The following is an 18,827-nucleotide window of genomic DNA, read 5'->3' as shown; positions in this document are numbered from 1 at the left end:
ATCGCGCGCCATGAGCGCCAGCCAGCCCCCCCGCCCGCAGCCCCGGCCGCGCGACCACTACCGCGCCTGGCGCGACATCGGCACGCGCTGGGCCGACAACGACGTGTACGGCCACGTGAACAACGTCGTGTACTACAGCTGGTTCGACACGGCGGTGAACGCCCACCTGATCGAAGCCGGTGCGCTGGACATCCATGAGAGCCCGGTGATCGGTCTGGTGATCGAGACGCAGTGCAACTATTTCGCGTCACTGGCTTTTCCGCAAACCGTGCAGGCGGGTCTGCGCGTGGCGCACCTGGGGCGTTCCAGTGTGCGTTACGAGGTCGGCCTGTTTGCCGCGGGCGAGCCGCTGAGCGCGGCCGCCGGCCACTTCGTGCACGTTTACGTCGACCGCCACACGCGGCGCCCGGTTCCGCTGCCTGACGCCCTCAAAACCACCCTGGAGACCCTGCGATGACCGCTCCCGCCCCCGCCTTGCTCAACCCGCCGCTGGACGGCGCCAGCGTCGACGCCGCCATCACCAGCCGGCTGTCCGCCCGCGCCTTCCTGCCCACGGCCGTGCCGCGCGCCACCATCGAGCACATCCTGCGCGTGGCCAGCCGCGCGCCGTCGGGCACCAACACCCAGCCGTGGAAGGTCTACGTGCTGCAGGGCGCCAGCCGCGACGCGCTGGTGGACATGGTGTGCGCCGCGCACGACGCGCTGCGCGCCGATCCCTCGCTGGCCGCCGAGTACCGCGAGGAATACGACTACTACCCGGAGAAATGGGTCAGCCCCTACATCGACCGCCGCCGCGAGAACGGCTGGGGCCTGTACGGGCTGCTGGGCATCGGCAAGGGCGACAAAGACAAGATGCACGCGCAGCACCAGCGCAATTTCCGCTTCTTTGATGCGCCGGTCGGCCTGATGTTCACGCTGGGCAAGGTGATGGGCCGCGGCTCGCTGGTGGACTACGGCATGTTTTTGCAGAACATCATGATCGCCGCCCGCGCCCAGGGCCTGCACACCTGCCCGCAGGCGGCGTGGAACGGCTTTGCCAAGATCATCCTGCCCCACCTGGGCGCCGGGCCGGACGAGATGCTGGTGTGTGGCATGGCACTCGGCGTGGCCGATCCCGAGGCGCCGGTCAACGGCTTTCACACCCCGCGCGAGAGCGTCGAATCCTTCACCACCTGGCTCTGAGCCCAACCCGATCCCCCGTTGCTTTCTAACCCGGAGAACCCCATGACCATGACCACCACGCCCAGCGGGCTGCAGTTTGAAGACACCGTCGTCGGCCAGGGCGACACCGCCCAGGCGGGCCGCCCCGTGCAGGTCCATTACACCGGTTGGCTTTTCAACGATGGCCAGCAGGGCTCAAAGTTCGACTCGAGCAAAGACCGCGGCCGTCCGTTCGAGTTCCCGCTGGGCGCCGGTCATGTGATCGCCGGCTGGGACGAGGGCGTGCAGGGCATGCGTGTGGGCGGCACCCGCCGCCTGGTGATCCCGCCGCACCTGGGCTACGGCGCGCGCGGCGCCGGCGGCGTGATTCCGCCCAACGCGACCCTGCTGTTCGAGGTGGACCTGCTCGCCGTCTGAGCGCGCAGTTCGGAGGAGACGTCATGCAATACAACAAATGGGCCGCGGCCGCGCTGGTCGCCGCAGCCACCCTGTGGCCCGGTGTCGCTGCCGCTGCCGACATCGACGGCAGCCAGCTGTCCCTGCTCTGGGGTGTGCCGTTCGCCGGCGTGCTGCTGTCGATCGCGCTGCTGCCGCTGCTCGCGCCGATCTTCTGGCACCACCACTTCGGCAAGGTGTCGGCCGCCTGGGCGCTTGCTTTCCTGATCCCCTTTGCCGTGACCTTCGGTCCTTCCGCCGCTGGCGTGGCGATGGTCCACGCGGCGCTGGCCGAGTACATCCCGTTCATCATCCTGCTCACCGCGCTGTTCACCGTGGCGGGCGGCATCTTCGTGCGCGGCAACCTGCACGGCAGCCCCGGTCTGAACACCGGCATCCTGGCGATCGGCGCGGTGCTGGCCAGCTTCATGGGCACCACCGGCGCCTCGATGCTGCTGATCCGCCCGCTGATCCGCGCGAACGACAACCGCAAGCACCAGGTGCACGTGGTCGTGTTCTTCATCTTCATCGTCTCGAATGCCGGTGGCGCACTCACCCCGCTGGGCGATCCGCCGCTGTTCCTCGGCTTCCTCAAAGGCGTGGCCTTCAGCTGGACGATCGTGCACCTGTGGGCGCAGACGCTGTTCCTGATCGGCGTGCTGCTCGCGCTGTTCTATGCGATCGACTGGTACTACTACCACAAGCGGGAGGAAATCCGCCCGGTCGATCCGACGCCCGACAGCCCCCGACTGGGTTTTGATGGCGCCGCCAACTTCGGCCTTCTGGGCGTGGTGGTCTCGCTGGTGCTGATCAGCGGTGTGTGGAAGTCGCCGGTCAGTTTCAACATCGCGGGCACCGAGGTCGGCTTGCCCGGGCTGGTGCGGGACATCGGTCTGATCATCGTGACCCTGGTGTCGCTCAAGATCACGCCGGCCAGCGCCCACGAGAGCAACCAGTTCAACTGGGCGCCGATGCAGGAAGTCGCCAAGCTGTTCGCCGCGATCTTCCTGACCATCATCCCCGTCATCGCCATGCTCAAGGCCGGCGCCAACGGTCCGTTCAGCGCCGTCGTCTCCGCGGTCACCAACGCCGACGGCACGCCGAACCCGGCCATGTACTTCTGGGCCACCGGGGCCCTGAGCTCCTTCCTCGACAACGCGCCGACCTACCTGGTGTTTTTCAACACCGCCGGCGGCGATCCGCAGGTGCTGATGACCGCGCTGGCGCCCACGCTGGTGGCCATCTCCGCGGGGGCGGTGTTCATGGGTGCCAATACCTACATCGGCAACGCGCCCAACCTGATGGTCAAGGCCATCGCCGAGGACCGTGGCGTGAAAATGCCGAGCTTTTTCGGCTACATGCTGTGGTCGGTGGGCATCCTGGTGCCGCTCTTTGCGGTGATGACCCTGATCTGGTTCGCCTGACCGAGACCGACCCGCTGCCCCTTATCTGGAGACTTGTCCCATGGCCCAGCGCCCCGCCATTTTTGTCAGCCGCCGCGTGTTCCCGGAGGTGATCGAGCACCTGTCCCGTCACGTCGACGTCGACCACAACGACAGCGACGAGGTCCTGTCCCGCGACGCGCTGATCGCGCGGTTGCAGGGCAAGGTCGGGGCGATGACCACGGGCAGCGAGCGCATCGATGGTGCGGTGGCGGCGGCTTGTCCGCAGCTGCGCATCGTGGCCAACATCGCTGTGGGCTACAACAACTTCGACGTGCCCGCGCTCAGCGCCGCCGGCGTGGTGGCGACGAACACGCCCGACGTGCTCACCGAAACCACGGCCGACTTCGGCTTTGCGCTGATCATGGCCACCGCGCGACGTCTCACCGAGAGCGAGCATTTCCTGCGCGCCGGGCGCTGGAACAAGTGGAGCCTGGACATGTTCGCCGGTGCCGAGGTGCACGGCAGCACGCTCGGCATCCTCGGCATGGGCCGGATCGGACAGGCCATCGCCCGCCGCGGCGCCCACGGGTTTGGCATGAACGTGATCTATCACAACCGCTCCCGCCTGGACGCGGCCACCGAGGCCGAGTGCCGGGCTCGCTACGTGGACAAGGCCACGCTGCTGCGCGAGTCGGATCACCTCATCCTCGTGCTGCCCTACAGCGCCGAGAGCCACCACGCGATCGGTGCGGCCGAGCTTGCGCAGATGAAGCCCAGCGCCACGCTGATCAACGTGGCACGCGGAGGCATCGTCGACGATGCCGCGCTGGCCGCGGCGCTCAAGGAGCGCCGCATCGCGGCTGCGGGGCTGGACGTGTTTGAGGGCGAACCGGCGGTCCATCCCGATCTGCTGACCGTGCCCAACGTGGTGCTCACACCGCACATCGCCAGCGCCACCATCGCCACCCGCCGTGCGATGGCGATGCTCGCCGCCAACAACGTCATCGATTACCTCACCACCGGCCAGCCGCGCACGCCGCTGAACGCCGACATCATCGGTCGGGGCGCCCGGCCGTGACCGGTGGCGCGCTGCCGGTCGCGCTGGCGCTGATCGGGCTGCTGGCGCTTGCTGCCGTCGGGCTGTTGGTGGTCCTGCTGCGCCGGCCGGCCGGTCCCGACGAGGCGGAACTGGCGCACCGCCAGGCCCTGCTCGCGCAGCTTCAGCAGCTGGCGCAAAGCCAGCAGACCCTGCAGCTGGGCGCGCAGCAGCTCGCCCAGCGGCTGGACCACGTGGAGGGGGAGCTGCGCCGCGAGGTGGCCGACAACGCCCGCGCCGCGCGGCAGGAGCAGGCGCAGAGCCTGAACCGCTTCCAGGAGTCGCTCACGGCCCAGTCCGCCGAGACCACGCGCACGCAAAACGCCCAGCTCGACGGCTTCGCGCAGCAACTCGTGTTGTTGCGCGGCGCGTTGGGCGACACCCTGGCCCGACAGCTTCAGGACATGAGCGAGGCCAACGCCCGCCGTCTGGCGGAGATCCGCACCACCCTGGACGCCCAGCTCGCCCAGCTGCAGGCCGGCAACGCCGCCAAGCTCGACGAGATGCGCGCCGTGGTGGATGAGAAGCTGCAGGCGACGCTGCAGGCACGGCTCGGCGAGAGCTTCCGGCAGGTGGCCGAGCGGCTGGAGCAGGTGCACAAGGGCCTGGGCGAGATGCAGACGCTGGCCCAGGGTGTGGGCGACCTCAAGCACCTGCTCACCAACGTCAAGACCCGTGGCATGTTCGGCGAGGCCCAGCTCGCGGCGCTGCTGGAGCAGGTGTTCGCGCCCGACCAGTACGGTACGCAGGTCGTGACGCGGCCCGGCAGCCGCAACCCGGTGGATTTCGCGATCAAGTTGCCCGGCCGCGGCGACGACGGCGCGCCTTGCTGGCTTCCCATCGACGCCAAGTTCCCGAACGAGGACTACGAGCGCCTGCTGGATGCCCAGCAGCGCGCCGACGCCGAAGCCGCCGAGTTGGCGGGCCGCGCGCTGGAGCAGCGGATCCGCCTGGAAGCGCGGTCCATGGCCGACAAATACCTCGAGCCCCCGCACACCACCGACTTCGCCATCCTGTTCCTGCCCACCGAAGGCCTGTACGCCGAGGTGCTGCGCCGGCCGGGCCTGATGGAAGCGCTCCAGCGCGAACACCGCGTCACGCTCGCCGGCCCCACCACGCTGATGGCCATGCTCAACTCGCTGCAGATGGGTTTTCGCACGCTCGCGCTGGAGAAGCGCAGCAGCGAGGTCTGGCAGGTGCTGGGCGCGGTGAAGACCGAGTTCGGCAAGTTCGGTGACGTGCTGGCCAAGGTGAAAAGCCAGACACAGACCGTGCTCAACACGCTCGACCAGGCCGAGGTCCGCAGCCGCGCCATGGGCCGGGCGCTCAAGGGCGTGGAGGCGCTGCCCGCCGACCAGGCCCAGCGCCTGCTCCCGCCCGACGGCGGCGCCGCCGGCGAGTCCGACGCTTGAGCCCCGGCCTGCGCGGTCGGCTGACGCGGCTCGTCGCCGCGCAAGTCAGCCTGCACGCGGCCATGGCCGGCCTGCGTCTGGCCGCGCCGCTGCTGGCTTTGCGCGAAGGCCACAGCGCGCTGGCGGTGGGGGTGCTGATGGCGCTCTTCGCGCTGTCGCAGGTGTTTCTGGCGCTTCCCGCCGGCCGTTTCACCGACCGCCACGGCTTGCACCGGCCGATGCGGCTGGCCGTCGCGGTGGCGTTGACCGGCGGCACCCTCGCGGTGATCTGGCCGGTGTACCTCGTCCTGTGCGCGGCGGCCTTGTGTGCCGGAGCGGCCAGCGGCTTGTCGCTCATCGCGCTGCAGCGCTACGTCGGCACCCTGGCCGACGGGCCGGCCGGGCTGCGACAGGTGTTCAGCGCGATGTCCACCGGACCGGCGATCGCCAACGTGGTGGGCCCGTTTCTGGCCGGGCTGGTGATCGACCTCGCGGGCTTTCGCGCCGCCTTCTTCGCGCTGGCCTGCCTGCCGCCGCTGGCCTTGCTCGCGCTGCGCACCGTGCCCGAGGCACCGCCGCGACCAGCCCCGGACACCGGGACGCGCCGGGCCTCGCGCGAGCTGCTCGCCCTGCCGGGCTTCCGGCGCCTGCTCGTGGTGAACTGGCTGCTGTCGTCCTGCTGGGATGTGCACACCTTTGTCGTGCCCTTGCTCGGCCATGAGCGCGGCATCAGCGCCACGGCGATCGGCAGTGTGCTGGCGGCCTTTGCGGTGGCGGCCACGGTCGTGCGGCTGGCGCTGCCCGTGATCGCGGCGCGCTTGCACGAGACCCGCGTCATCGCGGTGGCCATGGCCGCGACCGCGGCGATCCTGCTGGTCTACCCGTGGATGCCGGGAGCGCTGGCCATGGGCGTGGCCTCGGCGCTGCTGGGCTTCGCGCTGGGCAGTGTGCAGCCGATGATCATGAGCACGCTGCACCAGATCACGCCGGCCAGCCGCCACGGCGAGGCCATCGGCCTGCGCGCCATGGCCATCAACGCCTCCAGCGTGGCGATGCCCTTGCTGTTCGGCAGCGCGGGCGCGGTCGTCGGGGCGTCGGCGGTGTTCTGGGTGGCCGGCGCGCTGGTGGGCGGCGGGGTGCCGCTGGTGCGTGGCCTGCGCGCCGGGCTTGCAAAAGCCTGACAGCCCCTCAAAAAAATCCGGTGTCGCGGGAACTCGGGGTCGGGCGAGCGAATCGGGCATGCTTGTGTCTGCGCTGCGGGCCCTCTCGCGCCGCGCCGGCGACCACCCAACGCCCGAAGAACGACGCCGCAGAACGCCGATCCTCCGCATGGCCCACCCCGCCCACCCCGACACCGACGCCGGCCTCTCGCTGGCCGCGCGCTGCGCCTTCACGGCGCTGCCGGTGCTGGCGCTGGCGGTGCTGGTCGGTCTGCTGCTGACGCACGAGCTGCCCTGGCGCTGGCACGCGGCGTGGGTGCCCTCGCTGGGCGTGGACTGGTCGTTCCGGGTCGATGGCCTGTCGGTGCTGATGCTGCTGATGATCACCGGCGTGGGGTCGGCGGTGTTCGTCTACGCCGGTGGTTACCTCGCCGGTCACCCGCAGCAACACCGGCTGTATGTGCTGCTGGCGCTGTTCATGGTGGCCATGATTGGCTGCGTGACCGCGGACAACCTGTTCGTGCTGTTCCTGTTCTGGGAGATGACCAGCCTGACTTCCTTCATGCTGGTCGGCTTCAACCACGCGCAGGCCTCGAGCCGGCAGTCGGCCCAGCAGGCGCTGCTGGTCACCGGCACCGGCGGCCTCGCGCTGCTGGCGGGCTTCATCCTGCTGGCTCAGGCCATGGGCACCGCGCAGCTCAGCGACATCATCGCCCGCCTGCCCGGCACCGCCCAGACCCCGGCACTCACGGCCGCGCTCGTGCTGATCCTGATCGGCGCGTTCACCAAGAGCGCGCAGTTTCCCTTCCACTTCTGGCTGCCCAACGCCATGGCCGCGCCCACCCCGGTGTCGGCGTACCTGCACTCGGCCACCATGGTCAAGCTCGGCGTGTACCTGCTCGCCCGGCTGGACCCGGGGTTTGGCGACTGGCCGCTCTGGGCCTGGGCCCTGAAGGGCGCGGGCAGCATCACCGCCGCGTGGGGCATGGCGCTGGCCTTGCGCGAGCGCGACCTCAAGCGCATCCTGGCCTGGTCTACCGTGGCCACGCTCGGCACCCTGGTCACGCTGGTGGGCCTGCGCGGCGAGGGCGCCACGGTGGCGGTGGGTGCGCTGCTGCTGGCGCACGCGCTGTACAAGGCGCCGTTGTTCTTCGTGGCCGGCAACATCGACCACGGCACCGGCACCCGTGTCATCGACCGTCTGGGCAACCTGCGCCACGCCATGCCGTGGACGGCCGCGGCCGCGCTGCTGGCCGGGGCCTCGATGGCGGGCATGCCGCTGTCCTTCGGCTACATCGCCAAGGACGTGATCGTGGCGGCGAAAAGCAGCGGCGACGTCGCCGCCTTTGCCGAGGTGGCCAACACCATTTTCGGCGCCATCGCGGTGGCCGTGGCCGGCGTGGCGGCGATCCGCGTGTTCTGGCGCCACCCCGGCACCAATGAGACGCCGCCGGACGCCCACGAAGGCGGCCCCGCGCTGGTGGGCCCGCCGCTCGTGCTGGCCAGCATCGGCGTGGTGCTGGGGCTGTTCCCCTTCTTCATCGAGGACCTGCTGGCCGGCGCATCCACGGCCATGACGCCGGCCGACGTGACCGTGGTGTTGCAGCTCACGCCCTCGTTCGGCCCCGCGCTGGGCTCGCTGGCGATCACGCTGGCGATCGGCGCGGTGATTTACGCCTTGTGGGACCCGCTGCACCGCCAGTTCGAGCGCGCCGGGCCGTTCCTGCGGCGCGTGGCGATGGCGTCGATCTACGAGCGCTCGCTCGAGGCGCTCCCCTGGCTCGCGGCCCGAACCACCCGCGCGCTGCAGCACGGTCGCCTGCCGGCGTATGGCGTGGGCTTGCTGGGCAGCGTGACGCTGGCGCTGGCGGCGCTGCTGCTGGCCGGCGCGGGCGCGTGGTCGTGGCCGGCGTGGACGGCGCCGAGTGCCGGCGTCTGGGGCGCGGGCGCGCTGGTGATGGCCGGTGCGGTGCTCGCGCTGGGCGCCCGTGACCGGCTGGTGCTCCTGCTGACCGCGGGCCTGGTCGGCTTCGGCAGCGGCGTCTTCTTCCTCTTCCTCGGTGCCCCCGACGTGGCCTACACGCAGTTCGTGGTCGAAGCCATCCTGGTGATCGTGGTGGCCAGTGTCCTGATGCAATTGCGCCGCCGCGGTCTGGGCCGCGGGCGCCGCGAGGGCTTCCGGCCGCTGGCCGCGCTGGTGGCCGTCGCTTTCGGCACGGTCTGTGCCGTCATGCTGCTGCTGGTCAGCGCGGCTCCGCTGGACACGGCGCTCACCGACTACTTCGCCGCGGTCAGCGTGCCCGAGGCCTTCGGCCGCAACGTGGTCAACGTGATCCTGGTCGACTTCCGCGCGCTCGACACGCTCGGTGAAATCAGCGTCGTGATGCTGTCGTTCCTGGCGGCCTGGGGCTTGCTGGCCGCGGCCCGCGGCCGGCGTCGCCCCGCGGGCGGGGAGGGCGCATGACGCGCGGTCCCCTGGTCATCCTGGTGGTGCTGGCGCGGCCGCTGTACGCGCTGATCCTGCTGGCGTCGCTGTGGGTGCTGCTGCGCGGCCACAACGAGCCCGGCGGCGGGTTCATTGGCGGGCTGGTGGCGGTGAGTGCGTCGGTGCTGTGGGCGGTGGCCCACGGCAGCGCGGCGGCCAGCCGGCGTTTGCCGCTGCGCGACCCGGTGCGGCTGGCGGCGCTGGGCGTGCTGCTGGGGGCGGCGTCCGGCGTGCCGGCGCTCACGGCCGGTCAACCGTTCCTCACCCACTGGTGGTTCAGCCTGCCGCTGGGCTTCACCGAACTCAAGCTGTCGACCGTGATGCTGTTTGACCTCGGCGTGTACCTCGCCGTGTGGGGCGCGCTGGCCGGTTATGCGCTGGCGCTGCTGGGGCTCGACGAGCCGGGCGACGCCGGCGGGGAGGGCGCGCCATGATCCTGTGGCTGGCCCTCACGGTGGGCGTGACCATCGCCGCGGGCACCTACCTGGCTTTGTCGCGCGATGTGTTCCGGTGCGTCATCGGCCTGAGCCTGATGGGCGCGGGCGTCAACCTCGCGCTGTTTGCCTCGGGGCGCATCGGCTCCGCGCAGCCGGCGGTCGTGGCGCTGGGCGAGACCGCGCTCGGTGAGGCCGCCAACGCGCTGCCGCAGGCGCTCGTGCTCACCGCCATCGTGATCGGCTTTGCCTTGTTGTGCTTCGCGCTGGCGCTGGTGCTGCGCCTCGTGCAGCGCGCCGGCACCGACGATGCCCTCGCGCTGCGCCAGGCCGAGCCGCACCCCGACGACCCGGTCAAACCGCCCGTGGCCGATCCGCGCCACGAGCCGCTGCATCCGCCGGCCGCGCCCGACGCGCTGGAGACTCTCCGATGAGCGCGCTCGCCGCCTCCCCGGTGCTGGTGCCGCTGGCCACGGTCGCGGTCACGGCCCTGGCCGCGCGCCACCCGCGCCTGCAGGCCGCGCTCAGCGGCTTGGGGGGCGTGTTGTTGCTGCTCTGCGCGCTGGCGCTGGTGGATCAGGCCCATGGCGCGGCCACCCTGGCCACCGCCTTCGGCGACTGGGCGGCACCGTTTGGGATCGAGTTCCGCATCGACCGCACCGGTGCGTCCTTGCTGCTGATCAGCGCGCTGATGGGCGTGGCCACGCTCCTGTTCCTGGCCAGCGACGCGGACACCTCACCGCAACCCCCGTTGCTCCTGCCGCTGGTGCACGGCCTGCTGGCGGGGGTGGGCGGTGCGTTTGCCACGGCCGACCTGTTCAACCTCTACGTCTGGTTCGAGGTCATGCTGATGGGCGCGCTGGGCCTGTTCGTGCTCGGCGGGCGCACCGATCAGCTCGACGCGGCCTTCAAGTACCTGGTGCTCAACCTGATGGGGACCTTGCTGCTGCTGTTCGCTGTGGGCATGGTCTATGCGGCCACCGGCCACCTGAACTACGAGGCCCTCGCCGCAGCGGCCGGCGCGCTGCCGCCCGCGCTGGGCACGCTGCTGGTGGGCGCGCTGCTGCTGGCCTTCCTGGTGAAGGCGGGGGCCTTCCCGCTGTTCGCGTGGTTGCCCGCCTCGTACCACACGCTGCCTGCGCCGGTGCTGGCGCTGTTCGCCGGCTTGTTGACCAAGGTTGGGGTGTACGCGGTGTTGCGCACCACCGGCGACGTGTTCGCCGACGCCACGGGCCCGCTGCTGCGCGAGGCCCTGGGCTGGATCGCCGCCGCCACCATGCTGCTGGGCGTGCTGGGTGCGGCGTACCACTGGGACATGCGGCGCATCCTGGCCTTTCACATCATCAGCCAGATCGGCTACATCCTGCTGGCCATCGCCCTGGGCGGTGACGCGGGCCACGCCGCCACGCTGTTCTACACGCTGCACCACATCGTCGTGAAGGCCAACCTGTTCCTGATCGCGGCGCTCATCTGGCGCGCCACCGGCAGCTACGACCTGCGCCGCATTGGCGGCCTGTACGAGGCGCGGCCAGCACTGGCGCTGCTGTTCCTGGTGCCCGCGCTGTCGCTGGTGGGTATTCCGCCGCTCTCGGGCTTCTGGGCCAAGCTGCTGGTGTTGCAGGAGGCGCTGGCGCAGGAGCGTTTCGCGTGGGTGGCGATCGCGTTGGCGGTCAGCGTGCTCACGCTGTATTCGATGATGAAAATCTGGATGCAGGCGTTCTGGAAGCCGCACCCCGACGCCGCCTGGCGGCCCCAGCCCGGGGCGCGGGTCGCGGCGGCGTGGGTGGTCACGCTGGCGCTGGCCGCGATCACGCTGGCCATCGGCCTGAACCCGCAGGCCCTGATCGGCTTTGCCGAGGCCGCTGCCCGGGAACTCGGAGGTGCCCGATGAAGCGCTTGGCCGCCGCCCTGCGCCTGGCCGCTCGCTTCGTCCGCGCGCTGCTGGTGTCTGGCTGGCAGACGGTGGTGGCGATCGCGCGGGCCAGCGGCACCGGCGGTCCCGCGCCGACCCCGGTGTTCCTGCGCGTGCGCTTTGCGCCGATGAGCGAGGCCGGCGCGGCGCTGCTGGGTTGCATGGTGTCGCTCACGCCGGGCACGACCACGCTGGACATCGACATGCGCGTGCACGAACTGCTGCTCCACGTGCTCGACGGCGCCGATCCCGCGGCCGTGGTGCAAGGCATCCGCGATGACTTCGAGCCCGACCTGATCACCCTCTTCGGGAGGTCGTCATGAGCGTCGTGAGCAGCGTGGTGGGATGGGCCGTGGCCGGGCTGGTCGTGATCGCGTTGCTGGCGCTGGCCCTGGCCACGGTGCGATTGCTCCGCGGGCCCACCGCGGCCGACCGGGTGGTGGCGCTGGACATTTTCCTGGCGGCGGCGGTGGTGCTGTGCCTGGCCGCGTCGCTGGCCACGGCGCGTACCGTGTTCCTGGATGTCGCCATCGGTCTGGCGCTTGTCGGTTTTGTCGGCACCGTGGGCTGGGCGCGCCTGGTCGAACGCGGAGCCGAGGGAGAGGATCGCTGATGGACGTGCTGGCGCTGGTGTTTCTTGCCGCGGGCGCGCTGCTGCTGCTCATCGCCGCCTGGGGCGTGATCGCGTTGCCCGACGCGCTGGCCCGTCAGCACGCGGCCACCAAGGCCGGCACGCTGGCCGTGGCCTTCGTCGGCATCGGCGCGGCGCTGCTGGTGCCGGACGGCGGGTGGTGGTGGCGGCTCGCGCTGATCGTCGGTTTCCTGCTGGTCACACTGCCGCTGGCGTCGCACCTGCTCGCGCGCGCGGCGGTGCGGGAATCCGCCGCCCACCGCGCCGCGATCGACGGCGCGCCGGTGCTCAGCACGCGCGGCTCCGACGCCGGCTGACGGCGGGGGCGCTGCGTCGCGCGACCGCCCTCAGGCCGCGGGCAACCCGTAGAAGCGCACGATGGCCTCCCAGGCCGTCTGCGGGTCATCGACAAACTGGAACAGGTCGAGGTCTTCGGGCGAGATCGCGCCTTCTTCCACCAGCACGTTGAAGTCGATCAGCCGCTTCCAGTAGGCCGTGCCGAACAGCAGGATCGGCACCGGCTTGGCCTTCTTGCACTGCACGAGGGTGATCACCTCGAACAGCTCATCGAGCGTGCCGAAGCCGCCGGGGAAGGCCAGCAGCGCCTTCGCCCGCATCATGAAATGCATCTTGCGCAGCGCGAAGTAGTGGAACTTGAAGCTCAGCTCGGGCGAGATGTAGGGGTTGGCCGATTGCTCGTGCGGCAGGGCGATGTTCAGACCGACGTTGAGCGCGCCTTCGTCGGCCGCGCCGCGGTTGGCCGCTTCCATGATCCCCGGGCCGCCGCCGGTGCAGATGTAGAGCCGGTCGGCCTCGGGGCAGCGGGCGCTGTAGCGCGCGACCAGACGCGCGAAGGCGCGCGCGTGGTCGTAGTACGGGGCGTTGCGCACCAGCGCGCGCGCGCGGGCGATCGCGCGGGCGTCGCCGCTGGCCTCGGCTTGCGCCAGGGCGGCCTCGGCCTCGGCCGGTTCGCGAAACCGGGCCGAGCCGAAGACGACGATGGTGTTTTCGATGCCGAGGTCGTGCTGGGCGAGGTCGGGCTTGAGCATCTCCAGCTGGAACCGGATCCCTCGCGTTTCCCGGCGCAGCAGGAACTCGGGGTCGGCGAAGGCGAGCCGGTAGGCATCGGCCTGCAGCGGATTGCCGTTGGTGGCGTGGGCCTGCAGTTCGGCCCACGCGTCGGCCAGTCGGCGCTGGCTGATTTCCTGTTGTTCCATCCCATGATTCCCAAATGCCCGGCGCGTGGGCGCCGGAAAAAACAAAGGCTCCCGCGGGAGCCTTCAGAACGGGCCGGGTCCGCGAACGGACTCAGACGCGCTTGCGGTACTCGCCGGTGCGGGTGTCGATCTCGATCTTGTCGCCCTGGCTGACGAACAGCGGCACCGGCACTTCGAACCCGGTGGCGATCTTGGCCGGCTTGAGCACCTTGCCCGAGGTGTCGCCCTTGACGGCGGGCTCGGTCCAGGTGATTTCGCGCACGACGCTGGTCGGCAGCTCGACCGAAATGGCCTTGCCGTCGTAGAACACCACCTCGACGGCCATGCCGTCTTCGAGGTAGTTCAGCGCGTCGCCCATGTTCTCGGCTTCCACCTCGTACTGGTTGTAGTCGGCGTCCATGAACACGTACATCGGGTCGGCGAAGTAGGAGTAGGTGCACTCCTTGTGGTCCAGGATGATCTGGTCCATCTTGTCGTCGGCCTTGAACACGACTTCGGTGCCGATGTTGCCGAGCAGGCCCTTGAGTTTCATGCGCACGGTGGCGGCGCCGCGGCCGCCGCGGGCGTACTCGGTGCGCAGCACGATCATCGGGTCCTTGCCGTGCATGATCACGTTGCCGGCGCGGATTTCTTGGGCGATTTTCATAAGAGGTTCCGGGGGAGTTGGCGGCGCGGCCGCCCCGGTGCGGGGTTCGGGCGCCAGGCTGCTGGTCGCAAAGCCTTGAATTTTATCGCTTTTCGGCGACGAGCCCGAGCAGCTGGCTGACCAGGTCGGGCTGTGCGAGCAGGCGCTGGCGGGCGGCCTGCGCCACCTCGGCCCAGGCACTGAGGCGGTCGGGCGTCGGCCAGACCGCCGGGATCGCGGTGATTCCGTTCCACGCGCGGTGCAGGTCGCGCCAGTCCGGCGGGGCGTCGAGCCAGCGCAGGAAGGCATCGAGCTTGGCGTGGTGGGCGTCGTCGTGTTGCGGGTAGATGTGCCACACAAACGGTTTTCCGGCCCACAGCGCCCGCACCAGCGAGTCCTCGCCGCGCACGAAATTCACATCGCAGGCCCACAGCAGGTGGTCGAAGTCGGTCTGCGTGAGCCAGGGAAGGGCCCGGGTGCGCGCCGGCGGCGGGTGGGGCAGGGCTTCAAGCGCGCGCGCCGCCCGCCCCGGGGTGATGGCCCAGGCCGTTCCGGACCCCGGGTCGTGGGCCTCGGCGTGTTCGGCGCTGGTCACGAGGCTGGCCAGGCCCGGCGGCTCGTAGCAAAAGAGGCTGGCCAGCGGGCCGTCCGGCAGCTCCAGCCGGCGCCGAAAGGTTGGCGCGTCAAACGCCGCTTGGCGCGGCATCAGGTCGGGTTCGCGCAGCAGTCCGCCGGTGCGCGCCGTGAAGCCGGGGTAGAAAAAGGTCTTGACCAGACCCCGGCCCGGGCCGTGCATCACCGGCGAGGGCAGGCGGTGCGCCCGTTCGACGAAGGCTTCGGCGCTGAGGTATTCCAGGTTGATCCACACCGGATCGGGCGCGGTCCGCGCGGCGCGCGCGGCCACAAAGGCTTCGGGCAGTTCGCAGCCAAAGGCCTCGACCCAGACGTCACCCGGCGCGTCGGCCGCGGGCAGCGGGTCGGCGGTCCAGGGACGGACCTGCACCCCCGGCGCGCCCTGTGGCGCCATCCAGGTCAGGGCGGCGGCGTCGTCGATCCACAGACGCACGCGCTGGCCGCGCGCCGCCAGCTGGCTCGACAGGCGCCAGCACACGCCCACGTCGCCGTGGTTGTCGATGACGCGGCAGAACACATCCCACAGCAGCGGGGGCAGGACGTCGGGGCTGGACATGCCCCGATCTTGCCGCAGCCGGGCGCGGGTCCGTTCGGGCGCCGCCACAATACGGGCCCATGTCCGAGGTGCATTCCGATCAACTGCTGGCCGAGGTGGCCGCGCTGCCGGCGCTGCCCGGCGTCTACCGCTATTTCGACGCGGCCGGACAGCTGCTGTATGTGGGCAAGGCGCGCAACCTCAAGAAGCGGGTCTCGAGCTACTTCCAGAAGGACCACGGGGGCACGCGCATCGGCCACATGGTGGGCAAGATCGTGCGGCTGGAGACGACGGTCGTGCGCAGCGAGGCCGAAGCCCTGCTGCTTGAAAACAACCTGATCAAGACGCTCAACCCGCGGTTCAACATCCTGTTCCGCGACGACAAGAGCTACCCGTACCTCAAGATCACCGGCACCCGCGAGACCTTCCGCACCGCGGCGCGCATGCCGGTACCGTCGGTGGCCTTTCCGCGGATGGCGTACTACCGCGGCGCGGTCGACCGGCGCCACAGCTACTACGGCCCGTACCCCAGCGCGTGGGCGGTGAAGGAATCGATCACGCTGCTGCAAAAGGTGTTTCGCCTGCGCACCTGCGAAGACACGGTGTTTGCCAACCGCACGCGGCCTTGCCTGCTCTACCAGATCAAGCGCTGCAGCGGGCCCTGCGTGGACCTGATCGACCAGGAGGACTACGCCCGCGACGTGCGAGACGCCGAGCGCTTTCTGCGGGGCGAAACCCAGGCGGTGCTCGACGCGCTGGAGCAGCGCATGCTGCAGCACGCCGAGCGGCTGGAGTTCGAGCAGGCGGCGGAGATCCGCAACCAGATGACGGCGCTGTCGCGGGTGCTGCACCAGCAGACGATGGACACCGCGAGCGACAAGGACGTGGACATCCTCGCGGTGAAGGTGCAGGGCGGCCGCGCGTGCGTGAACCTGGCCATGGTGCGCGGCGGGCGCCACCTGGGCGACCGGCCCTACTTTCCGGCGCATGTCGACGATGCCGCGGCCATGGAGGACCTGTGGGCCGCCGAGGGCGAGGGGGGCGACGGGCCTGCCGAGGTGACGGACGTCACCGACCCGGCCGAGCGCACCGCGCGGCGCGTGCTGGAGGCGTTCATTGCCCAGCACTACCTGGGCGCCGCGCCGCCGCACGTGCTGGTCACGAGCCACCCGGTGGACAAAGCGCTCGTGGCCGCGCTGGGCGAGGCCGCGGGCAGTCGGGTGGCCGCGGTCCACCAGCCGCGCGAGCACCGCCGGATCTGGCTGGAGATGGCGCAGAAGAACGCCGACATCGCGCTGGCGCGCCTGCTGGCGGAGGAAGGCAGCCAGCAGGCGCGCACCCGCGCGCTCGCCGAAGTGCTCCATCTCTCTGATGACGCGCTGGAGACGCTGCGCATCGAATGTTTCGACATCTCCCACACCGCCGGCGAATCCACCCAGGCCTCGTGCGTGGTGTTCGAGGACCACAAGATGCAGAGCGCCCAGTACCGGCGCTACAAGATCGACGGCATCACGCCCGGCGACGATTACGCGGCGATGCGACAGGTGCTCACCCGGCGCTACGGCAAGCTCGTCCAGGCCATCCGCGCCGCCGACGGCGACGCGGTGGCGGAGCCGCTGGCTGGCGAGGACAACGAGGCGCTGGCGGCCGACGAACCCACGCCCGAAACCGCGGCAGAACCCACGCCGGATCGCGCGCTGCCCGGCGGGCCTCGCCTGCCGGACATCGTGCTGATCGACGGCGGCAAGGGGCAGGTCGGCGTGGCCCGCGAGGTGTTCACGCAGCTGGGCATCAGCCTGTCGCTGATCGTCGGCGTGGAGAAAGGCGAGGGCCGCAAGGTCGGCCTGGAGGAACTGGTGTTTGCCGATGGGCGGCCGAAGGTCTACCTTGGTCACGATTCCGCGGCGCTGATGCTGGTTGCCCAGATCCGTGACGAAGCCCACCGCTTCGCCATCACCGGCATGCGCGCCCAGCGCGCCAAGGTGCGCACCGGTGGCAGCCAGCTGGAGGACATTCCGGGCGTGGGTCCGAAGAAGCGGGCGCGGCTGCTGCAGCGCTTCGGCGGCGTGCGCGGCGTGGCCGCGGCCAGCGTGGAAGACCTGGCCACGGTGGAGGGCATCTCGGCCGACCTGGCCGACGCGATCTACCGCGCGCTGCACTGAGCCGGCGATCCCGCCGGCGCGTGTCGCGCGCGGGTCGGCCGATACACCCCGGGGGCACCGCATAATCGGCCCATGTTCTTCAACCTGCCGACGCTGCTGACCTGGGCCCGGATCGTGGCCATTCCACTCATCGTGGCGGTGTTCTATTGGGACGGCCTGACGCCGGCCCAGCAGAACCAGGTGGCGACGGTGATGTTCGTGGTGTTCGCCCTGACCGACTGGGCCGACGGGTACCTGGCGCGGCGGATGAATCTCACTTCCGCGTTCGGCGCCTTCCTCGATCCGGTGGCCGACAAGTTCCTGGTCTGCGCCAGCCTGCTGGTGCTCGTGCACATGGACCGGGCCGACGTGTTCGTGGCGCTGATCATCATCGGCCGCGAAATCGCCATCTCTTCCCTGCGCGAGTGGATGGCCACGATCGGTGCGACGCGCAGCGTGGCGGTCCACATGATCGGCAAGGTCAAGACCACCGTGCAGATGGTGGCCATTCCCTTCCTGCTGTACCACGACCGCCTGTTCGGTGTGATCGACACCCACCGCTGGGGCACCTGGCTTATCTGGATCGCCGCGGTGCTCACGGTGTGGTCCATGGTCTATTACCTGCAGAAGGCGCTGCCGGAAATCCGCGCCCGCTCGCGCTGACCCGGCTCCCACCGACATGGGTTCTTCGTCCGACAACGGCTGGCTGCGTGCCATGCCGGCGGTCTTCGTGCTGATCTGGAGCACCGGCTTCATCGTCGCGCGCTACGGCATGCCGCATGCGCCGCCGCTGTCCTTCCTGGCGGTGCGCTACGCGCTGTCCATCCTGTGTTTTTTGCCGTGGATCCTGTGGGCGGGCGTGCGCTGGCCGACCAGCCGCACGCAATGGTTGCATCTGGCGGTCGTCGGCGCGCTGATGCACGCCGGTTACCTGGGGGGCGTGTGGGCGGCGGTGAAAGCCGGCATGGGTTCGGGCCTGTCCGCGCTCATCGTGGGCCTGCAGCCGGTGCTCACGGCCATCTGGCTCAGTGCCTTCGGCGGCGTGGCCGCGCGCGTGTCACGGCTGCAGTGGCTGGGTCTGCTGCTTGGTCTGGCCGGGTTGGTGCTGGTCGTTTGGCGCAAGCTGGTCGACGGGTCGCCCGGCGACCAGGCCTCGCCGCTGAACCTGGGCTTTGCCGTCATAGCGCTGCTGTCGATCACGGCCGGCACGCTCTACCAGAAGCGCTTCGTCGCGGCGTGCGACGTGCGCACGGCGAACACGGTGCAGCTGCTGGCGGCGTTGGTGGTCACCCTGCCGCTGGCCTGGCTGGAGGCTGAGCCGATGCGCTGGAATGCCGAGCTGGCCGGCGCCATGGCGTGGTCGGTGCTGGGGCTCACGCTCGGCGGCAGTTCGCTGCTGTACCTCTTGATCCAGCGGGGTGCAGCTGCCAGTGTGACCAGCCTGATGTACCTCGTGCCGCCGTGCACGGCGGCCCTGGCTTGGTTGCTGTTTGGCGAGCCGGTCACACCGCTCACGCTCGCCGGCACCGCGCTCACCGCCCTGGGCGTGGGCCTGGTGGTGCGCGCGGGCCGGTGAGCGGCCCGGG

At 70.4% G+C, this 18,827-nt stretch carries 20 protein-coding genes; 17 read left to right on the top strand and 3 right to left on the bottom strand.

Features of this window, described 5'->3' with window-relative positions; genetic code table 11:
* The first annotated feature begins 10 nt into the window (after window positions 1-10).
* The 14 genes from AC2D80_RS08245 (at window position 11) to AC2D80_RS08180 (ending at window position 12,407) form a co-directional block, all read left to right on the top strand.
* On the top strand, window positions 11-457 hold the full coding sequence (locus AC2D80_RS08245) for an acyl-CoA thioesterase (protein WP_484632485.1): 447 nt from the start codon (window positions 11-13) through the stop codon (window positions 455-457).
* Window positions 454-1,182: a nitroreductase gene (locus tag AC2D80_RS08240; protein WP_484632484.1), complete on the top strand. Its 729-nt coding sequence runs from the start codon at window positions 454-456 to the stop codon at window positions 1,180-1,182. The genes AC2D80_RS08245 and AC2D80_RS08240 overlap by 4 nt, the downstream gene beginning before the upstream one ends.
* 42 nt (window positions 1,183-1,224) lie before the next feature.
* Window positions 1,225-1,578: an FKBP-type peptidyl-prolyl cis-trans isomerase gene (locus AC2D80_RS08235; protein ID WP_484632483.1), complete on the top strand. Its 354-nt coding sequence runs from the start codon at window positions 1,225-1,227 to the stop codon at window positions 1,576-1,578.
* 23 nt (window positions 1,579-1,601) lie between these two features.
* Window positions 1,602-3,020: a sodium:proton antiporter gene (locus AC2D80_RS08230; RefSeq protein WP_484632482.1), complete on the top strand. Its 1,419-nt coding sequence runs from the start codon at window positions 1,602-1,604 to the stop codon at window positions 3,018-3,020.
* 40 nt (window positions 3,021-3,060) lie between these two features.
* Window positions 3,061-4,059, top strand: a complete 999-nt coding sequence (locus tag AC2D80_RS08225) for a 2-hydroxyacid dehydrogenase (RefSeq protein WP_484632481.1) — start codon at window positions 3,061-3,063, stop codon at window positions 4,057-4,059.
* Window positions 4,056-5,489 (top strand): DNA recombination protein RmuC, encoded by a 1,434-nt coding sequence (locus AC2D80_RS08220; RefSeq protein WP_484632480.1) that lies wholly within the window; start codon window positions 4,056-4,058, stop codon window positions 5,487-5,489. Before AC2D80_RS08225 ends, AC2D80_RS08220 begins: the two co-directional genes overlap by 4 nt.
* A complete protein-coding gene (locus AC2D80_RS08215) occupies window positions 5,486-6,649 on the top strand; it encodes an MFS transporter (RefSeq protein WP_484632479.1) in 1,164 nt (387 codons plus the stop codon). Before AC2D80_RS08220 ends, AC2D80_RS08215 begins: the two co-directional genes overlap by 4 nt.
* A gap of 148 nt (window positions 6,650-6,797) precedes the next feature.
* Window positions 6,798-9,092 carry a hydrogen gas-evolving membrane-bound hydrogenase subunit E gene (gene mbhE / locus AC2D80_RS08210; RefSeq protein ID WP_484632478.1) on the top strand — a complete coding sequence of 765 codons (2,295 nt, stop codon included), beginning with the start codon at window positions 6,798-6,800 and terminating at the stop codon, window positions 9,090-9,092.
* The gene (locus AC2D80_RS08205) at window positions 9,089-9,547 is read left to right on the top strand and encodes an MnhB domain-containing protein (protein WP_484632477.1); all 459 of its coding nucleotides are present in this window, start codon (window positions 9,089-9,091) and stop codon (window positions 9,545-9,547) included. The genes mbhE and AC2D80_RS08205 overlap by 4 nt, the downstream gene beginning before the upstream one ends.
* On the top strand, window positions 9,544-9,981 hold the full coding sequence (locus AC2D80_RS08200) for a sodium:proton antiporter (RefSeq protein WP_484632476.1): 438 nt from the start codon (window positions 9,544-9,546) through the stop codon (window positions 9,979-9,981). The genes AC2D80_RS08205 and AC2D80_RS08200 overlap by 4 nt, the downstream gene beginning before the upstream one ends.
* A complete protein-coding gene (locus AC2D80_RS08195) occupies window positions 9,978-11,438 on the top strand; it encodes a complex I subunit 5 family protein (RefSeq protein ID WP_484632475.1) in 1,461 nt (486 codons plus the stop codon). The genes AC2D80_RS08200 and AC2D80_RS08195 overlap by 4 nt, the downstream gene beginning before the upstream one ends.
* Complete coding sequence (locus tag AC2D80_RS08190; RefSeq protein WP_484632474.1) at window positions 11,435-11,782, top strand: Na+/H+ antiporter subunit E; 348 nt, start codon at window positions 11,435-11,437, stop codon at window positions 11,780-11,782. The genes AC2D80_RS08195 and AC2D80_RS08190 overlap by 4 nt, the downstream gene beginning before the upstream one ends.
* Window positions 11,779-12,072, top strand: coding sequence for an MrpF/PhaF family protein (locus AC2D80_RS08185; protein WP_484632473.1), 294 nt, complete (start codon window positions 11,779-11,781; stop codon window positions 12,070-12,072). The genes AC2D80_RS08190 and AC2D80_RS08185 overlap by 4 nt, the downstream gene beginning before the upstream one ends.
* On the top strand, window positions 12,072-12,407 hold the full coding sequence (locus AC2D80_RS08180) for a cation:proton antiporter (RefSeq protein WP_484632472.1): 336 nt from the start codon (window positions 12,072-12,074) through the stop codon (window positions 12,405-12,407). The genes AC2D80_RS08185 and AC2D80_RS08180 overlap by 1 nt, the downstream gene beginning before the upstream one ends.
* Before the next feature lie 30 nt (window positions 12,408-12,437).
* On the opposite strand, the gene AC2D80_RS08175 is transcribed toward AC2D80_RS08180, so the two are convergent.
* The 3 genes from AC2D80_RS08175 to earP form a co-directional block, all read right to left on the bottom strand.
* The gene (locus AC2D80_RS08175) at window positions 12,438-13,307 is read right to left on the bottom strand and encodes an LOG family protein (protein ID WP_484632471.1); all 870 of its coding nucleotides are present in this window, start codon (window positions 13,305-13,307) and stop codon (window positions 12,438-12,440) included.
* Window positions 13,308-13,398: 91 nt separating this feature from the next.
* On the bottom strand, window positions 13,399-13,953 hold the full coding sequence (gene efp, locus AC2D80_RS08170) for an elongation factor P (RefSeq protein WP_484632470.1): 555 nt from the start codon (window positions 13,951-13,953) through the stop codon (window positions 13,399-13,401).
* Window positions 13,954-14,035: 82 nt separating this feature from the next.
* Window positions 14,036-15,121 carry an elongation factor P maturation arginine rhamnosyltransferase EarP gene (earP, locus tag AC2D80_RS08165; RefSeq protein WP_484632469.1) on the bottom strand — a complete coding sequence of 362 codons (1,086 nt, stop codon included), beginning with the start codon at window positions 15,119-15,121 and terminating at the stop codon, window positions 14,036-14,038.
* A 59-nt stretch (window positions 15,122-15,180) separates the two neighbouring features.
* On the opposite strand from earP, the gene uvrC reads away from it, so the two are divergent.
* The 3 genes from uvrC to AC2D80_RS08150 all read left to right on the top strand — a co-directional run bounded on the left by uvrC (window position 15,181) and on the right by AC2D80_RS08150 (window position 18,817).
* On the top strand, window positions 15,181-17,262 hold the full coding sequence (gene uvrC, locus AC2D80_RS08160) for an excinuclease ABC subunit UvrC (RefSeq protein WP_484632468.1): 2,082 nt from the start codon (window positions 15,181-15,183) through the stop codon (window positions 17,260-17,262).
* Between the two features lie 72 nt (window positions 17,263-17,334).
* On the top strand, window positions 17,335-17,904 hold the full coding sequence (pgsA, locus tag AC2D80_RS08155; protein ID WP_484632467.1) for a CDP-diacylglycerol--glycerol-3-phosphate 3-phosphatidyltransferase: 570 nt from the start codon (window positions 17,335-17,337) through the stop codon (window positions 17,902-17,904).
* Window positions 17,905-17,920: 16 nt separating this feature from the next.
* Complete coding sequence (locus tag AC2D80_RS08150) at window positions 17,921-18,817, top strand: DMT family transporter (protein WP_484632466.1); 897 nt, start codon at window positions 17,921-17,923, stop codon at window positions 18,815-18,817.
* Window positions 18,818-18,827 lie beyond the last annotated feature (10 nt).

The organism is Hydrogenophaga sp. T66 (genome assembly GCF_057219855.1).
This window is presented reverse-complemented; position numbering and strand designations above follow the sequence as displayed.